Below are 6,153 nucleotides of genomic sequence, written 5' to 3'. Positions count from 1 at the left end.
GCCACCTCACGCCCCAGACCACCCGTCCCACCAGTGACCAGCACGGTCCCCTCGGGGTTCCAGCGCGGCGGCATCGTCAGCACGATCTTGCCCACATGCCTCGCCTGACTCATGAAACGGAACGCCTCACGCGCCCGACGCACATCCCACGCACGCACCGGAAGCGGCCGCAACGCCCCCTCCGCGAACAGGCCGAGGAGTTCGCTCAGCATCTCGCCGGTCCGGTCCGGCCCCGCCTCGCCGAGGTCGAAGGCGCGGTACCGCACGTCACCGACCGCGTGCGGGTCGCGGATGTCGGTCTTGCCCATCTCCAGGAACCGGCCACCAGGAGCCGTGACCCGCAACGACGCGTCCACAAAGTCCCCCGCCAGCGCGTTCAGGACCACGTCCATCCCCGCGCCACCAGTCACCTCACGGAACTTCTCCTCGAAGCCCAGATCACGCGAGGACGCGATGTGAGCGTCGTCCAGCCCCAGACCCCGCAGCGTCTCCCACTTGGGCTCACTCGCCGTGGCGAAGACCTCGGCGCCCACGTGCCGCGCCAGCTGGATCGCCGCCATACCGACGCCACCCGCACCGGCGTGGATCAGCACCCGCTCCCCCGCCGACAGGCCGGCGAGTTCGGTGAGCGCGTAGTAGGCGGTGAGGAAGACCAGGGGCACCGAGGCGGCGTCCTCGTCGCTCCACTCCTCGGGTACGCGGGTGAGGAAGCGTTCGTCGATCAGGGTCTCCGTGGCGAGGCCGCCGGGGACCATGCCCATGACGCGGTCGCCGACGGAGAGCCCGGTGACCTCGGGGCCCACGGCGGTGACGAACCCGGCCGCTTCCGCGCCGAGCAGTCCGGCCTCGCCGGGGTACATGCCGAGCGCGTTCAGCACGTCACGGAAGTTCAGGCCGGCGGCTTGTACCTCGACCCGGACCTGGCGCTCCTGAGGCTCCGCCAGCTCCTCGGGGCAGGGGCGCAGGGTGAGCGCGTCCAGGCTGCCGCGTGAGAGGGAGTCCAGGCGCCAGGGGCCGTCGGCGGGCGGCAGGAGGGACGGGGCGGTCACGGCCCGGTCGAGACGGCCGACCAGGACGGCGCCCTCGCGGACGACGAACTGGGCGTCTCCGCCCGAGAGCGGACCGAGGAGTTGCGGCAGAGCGGTCTCGACGGGGGTGGTGTCGTCCAGGTCGAGGAGGGCGAACCGGGTGGGGTTCTCCGACTGGGCGGCGCGGACGAGGCCCCAGACGGCGGCGGCGGGGAGATCGTCGACCCGCTCGCCGGGGCGGGCACAGACCGCGCCCCGGGTGACGAAGACGAGGCGGGTGTCGGCGAACCGTTCGTCGGCCAGCCACTCCTGCGCCAGGGCGAGGGCCTGTGCGGCGCGCTCGTGGGTGGCGGCGGGCACGTCGGCACCCTCGGCCGGTGCGGGGACCTCGACCAGGACGAGGTCCTCCTCGCCGGTCAGCGGGGCGAGGGTGGCCGCGGCCCCGCCGGTGCCGAGGGCACCGGCGGTCGTGTGACGGGCGGCGGGGGCGTCGCCGGTCTCGGGGCCGGCGGTCCACTCCAGGCGGAGCAGCGAGTCGAGTTCGGTGCGGCGGGCGGCCGGGGCGTGGTCCCCGGCGGGAACACGCAGCACCAGCGACTCGGCGGAGAGCACCGGGGCGCCCTCGACGTCCACGGCGGCGATGGAGACGGAGTCCTCGCCGGTCCGGGCGACGCGGAAGCGGACCACAGAGGCGCCGCCGGCGTGCAGGGAGACTCCGGCCCACAGGAACGGGAGCAGCTGGTGCTCGTCGTCGAGCCCGGCGAAGCCGACGGACTGGACGGCGGCGTCGAGCAGCGCGGGGTGCATCCCGTAGTACTCGGCGTCGTCGGCCTGCGGGGGCAGGGCCGCCTCGACGAACGCCTCGTCGCCGCGCTTCCAGACGGCGCGGATGGTGCGGAAGACCGGGCCGTACTCGGTGCGGTCGTAGAAGTCCTCCAGGCCGACGGCGACCGCGCCCTTGGGGGGCCATATCTCGGCGTCGGCGGGGAGGGTGACGGCGCCGCTGGTCAGGACGCCGGTCGCGTGCTGTGTCCAGGTGGCGTCCGGAACGTCGGCGGACCGGGAGTACAGGCTGACCGTGCGGGCGCCGCTCTCGTCGGGGGCGCCGGCCCAGACCTGGACGACCACGGCGGTGTCCGCGGGCAGCAGCAGCGGGGTGGCGAGGGTGAATTCCTCGACGCGGTCGCAGCCGACCTCGTCGGCGGCGCGTACGGCCAGTTCCAGGAAGCCGGTGGCGGGGAAGAGCACCATGCCGCCGCCGACGGTGTGGTCGGCGAGCCAGGGGTGCGTGGTGAGGGAGAGGCGTCCGGTGAAGAGGACGCCTTCGGAGGCGGCGAGGCCGGTGGCGGCGCCCAGCAGCGGGTGTGCGGCGGGGCTCAGACCGGCGCCGGTGACGTCCCCGCCGTGTGCGGAGGGGCGCGGCCAGTACCGCTCGTGCTGGAAGGCGTAGGTGGGCAGCTCGACGCGGCGGGCGCCGGTGCCTTCGAAGCAGCCGGCCCAGTCGACGGGGACGCCGGTGACGTGGAGCGTGGCGAGCGCGGTGAGCAGGGCGGGCTCCTCGGCCCGGTCCTTGCGCAGCGCGGGCGCGGTCACGCTGTCGCTCGCGGTGCCGGCGGCGTCGAGGGTCTGCTGGGCGAGGGCGGTGAGGACGCCGCCGGGGCCGATCTCCAGATAGGCGTTGGCGCCGGCCTGGTCGAGGGCGTGGACGGCGTCGGCGAAGCGGACGGTGGAGCGGACGTGCTCGACCCAGTACTCGGGCGTGCTGAGCTGCCCGGGCTCGGCGAGGGTGCCGGTCACGTCGGAGACGACGGGGATGCGCGGTTCGCCGTACCCCAGGCCCTTGGCCACGTCGTGGAAGGCGTCGAGCATCGGCTCCATGAGCGCCGAGTGGAAGGCGTGGCTGACCGCCAGGCGCTGGACCTTGCGTCCTTCGGCGGCGAACTCCGACGCCAGCGCGTCGACCTCGTGGTCCGGACCGGCGATCACCACGGAGTCCGGGCCGTTGACCGCGGCCAGGGACAGGCCCCCGGTCAGCCGCCCGGCGGTCTCCGCCTCGGTCGCCTGGACGGCCACCATGGCGCCGCCGGCGGGCAGTTCCTGCATCAGGCGGGCGCGGGCGGCGACCAGCGTGCACGCGTCCTCCAGGGAGAGGACGCCCGCGATGTGGGCGGCGGAGATCTCGCCGACGGAGTGGCCCGCGACGAACTCCGGGACGACCCCGAAGGACTCGACCAGGCGGTAGAGGGCGACCTCCACGGCGAAGAGCGCGGGCTGCGTGTAGCCGGTGGTGTCCAGGAGAGCGGCCGTCTCGGAGCCCTCCTCCGCGAAGAGCACCTCGCGCAGCGGACGGTCCAGCTTCGGGTCGAGCAGGGCCAGGACCTCGTCCAGCGCCTTCGTGAACACGGGGAAACGGCCGTACAGTCCCCGGCCCATCCCGGCCCGCTGCGAACCCTGGCCGGAGAACAGCACCGCGAGCCGGCGCTCCACGGCACGGCCCCGCGCCACCTCCACCGGCTCGTCCTCGCCGTCGGCGCCCGCCAGCAGGACCACCCGGTGGTCGAAGGAGGCGCGGCCGGTGGCCAGGGAGTGGCCGATGTCCAGGGGTGCGGCGTCGAGTGCGGTGATCCGGGCGAGCTGGCCGGGCAGTGCCTCCCCGGTGCGGGCGGAGACGGGCCACGGCACGACCCGCGCGAGCGCCTCGGGCTCCGCCTGGGGCTCGGGGGACTCCGTGTCGGCGGTCTCAGGCTCCGGCTGTTCGAGGATCACGTGGGCGTTGGTGCCGCTGAGCCCGAAGGAGGAGACTCCGGCGCGCCAGGGGCGGCCGGTCTCGGGCCAGCCGGTCGTCTCGGTGAGGAGCCGGACCGCTCCGGCCTCCCAGTCGACGTGGGTGGAGGGCTGGTCGATGTGGAGGGACCGCGGCAGGGTGCCGTGGCGCATGGCGAGCACCATCTTGATCACGCCCGCGACGCCGGCGGCGGCCTGGGTGTGGCCGATGTTCGACTTGATGGAGCCGAGCAGCAGCGGCCGGTCCTCGGGCCGGTCCTGCCCGTACGTCGCCAGCAGCGCCTGGGCCTCGATCGGGTCACCCAGGGTGGTACCGGTGCCGTGCGCCTCCACGGCGTCGACCTCGTCGGCGGAGAGCCCGGCCGTCGCCAGCGCCTGACGGATGACCCGCTGCTGGGACGGGCCGTTGGGCGCGGTCAGCCCGTTGGAGGCACCGTCCTGGTTGATGGCCGAGCCGCGCACGACGGCGAGGACCTCGTGACCGTTGCGGCGGGCGTCGGAGAGGCGCTCCAGGACGAGCATGCCCACGCCCTCGGACCAGCCGGTCCCGTCGGCGGCGTCGGCGAACGCCTTGCACAGGCCGTCGCCGGCCAGGCCGCCCTGACGGGTGAACCCGAAGAAGTTCATGGGCGTCGACAGCACGGTCACCCCGCCCGCGAGGGCGAGAGAGCTCTCCCCGCTGCGCAGGGACTGGGCGGCGAGATGGAGCGCGACGAGGGAGGAGGAGCAGGCGGTGTCGACGGTGAGGGCGGGGCCCTCCAGTCCGAGCGCGTAGGAGACGCGACCGGAGATGACACTGGTGGCGAGGCCCGTACTGGCGTGTCCCTCGACGTCCTCGCGGGAGGTCATGACGAGGTTGGCGTAGTCCTGGCCGGTGGTGCCGACGAAGATGCCGGTGGCGCTGGAGCGCAGGCCCGTCGGGTCGATGCCGGACCGCTCCAGGGCCTCCCAGGAGGTCTCCAGCAGCAGGCGCTGCTGCGGGTCCATCGCCATCGCCTCACGCGGGGAGATGCCGAAGAACCCCGCGTCGAACCCGCCCACGTCGTGCAGGAAGCCGCCGCGCCGCGTGGCGCTGACGCCGCGGTTGTCGCCGCCACCGCCGAAGAGGGCGTCCAGGTCCCAGCCGCGGTCGGTGGGGAAGCCGGTGATGCGGTCCTCGCCGTCGGCGAGCATCCGCCACAGGTCGTCGGGGGTCTCGATGCCGCCGGGCATCCGGCAGGCCATGCCGACGATGACGACGGGGTCGTCGGCGACATCGGCGGCCACCACCGGCATGCCGGTCTCGCCGTGTTCGTCGAGGAGTTCGGCGACCAGGTGTTCGGCGAGGCCGTGGGGGGTGGGGTAGTCGAAGACGAGGGTGGCGGTGAGGCGCAGGCCGGTGACGGTGGTGAGGCGGTTGCGCAGTTCGACGGCGGTCAGGGAGTCGAAGCCCAGCTCGCGGAACTCGCGCCCGGGTTCCACGGCCCGGGCCGAGGCGTGGCCCAGTACGGCGGCGGCCTCGGTGCGGACCAGTTCGACGGCGTGGCGGACCCGGTCCTCGGCGGGCAGCGCCAGGAGGCGGCGGGCGAGGTCGGCCGCGGTGCTCGCGCCGCCGGCGGCCGTGGCCGCGGAGCGACGCGTGCCGCGGACGAGGTTGCGCAGCAGCGGCGGGACCAGGCCGAGGACGCGCTGGTCGCCCGACGGGGCGCCGATCGGCACGACCAGGGGCTCGTCGGAGCCGGTGGCGGCGTCGAGGAGGGCTAGCCCCTGCTCGACGGTGAGCGGGGCGGCCCCGGAGGCGGTGACGCGCTGCATGTCGGCCTCGGTGAGGGTGCCGGTCATGCCGCTGGTCTGTTCCCAGGCACCCCAGGCCAGGGAGAGCCCGGCCAGACCCTCGGCCCGGCGGTACTGCGCCAGCGCGTCCATGAACACGTTGGCGGCGGCATAGTTCGCCTGCCCCGCACTGCCCATCACACCGGACACGGACGAGAACATCACGAACCCTGCGAGACCCATGTCCCGCGTCAACTCGTGCAGATGCCACGCAGCGTCCACCTTCGGACGCAACACCCCCGACAACCGCTCCGGCGACAACCCCGTCACCACACCGTCGTCCAGCACACCCGCCGTATGCACCACAGCCGTCAACGGATGCCCCACCGACACCGACCCCAGCAACTCCGCCACGGCAGCACGGTCCGCCACATCACACGCCACCACATCCACGTGGGCACCCAGCCCGGCCAACTCCTCACGGAAAGCGTCCACACCCTCCGCCGCCGGACCACGCCGCGACACCAGCAACAGACGCCGCACCCCACGCGCCGACACCAGATGACGCGCCACCTCACGCCCCAGACCA

General features: G+C 74.1%; 1 protein-coding gene. It reads right to left on the bottom strand.

Annotation, left to right across the window (positions count from 1 at the left end; genetic code table 11):
* Window positions 1–6,153: type I polyketide synthase (locus IF45_RS0130880; RefSeq protein ID WP_030310904.1), on the bottom strand; the 6,153-nt coding region annotated here is incomplete at both ends.

This window comes from Streptomyces albidoflavus, from assembly GCF_000719955.1.
GTDB lineage: Bacteria > Actinomycetota > Actinomycetes > Streptomycetales > Streptomycetaceae > Streptomyces > Streptomyces albidoflavus.
This window is presented reverse-complemented; position numbering and strand designations above follow the sequence as displayed.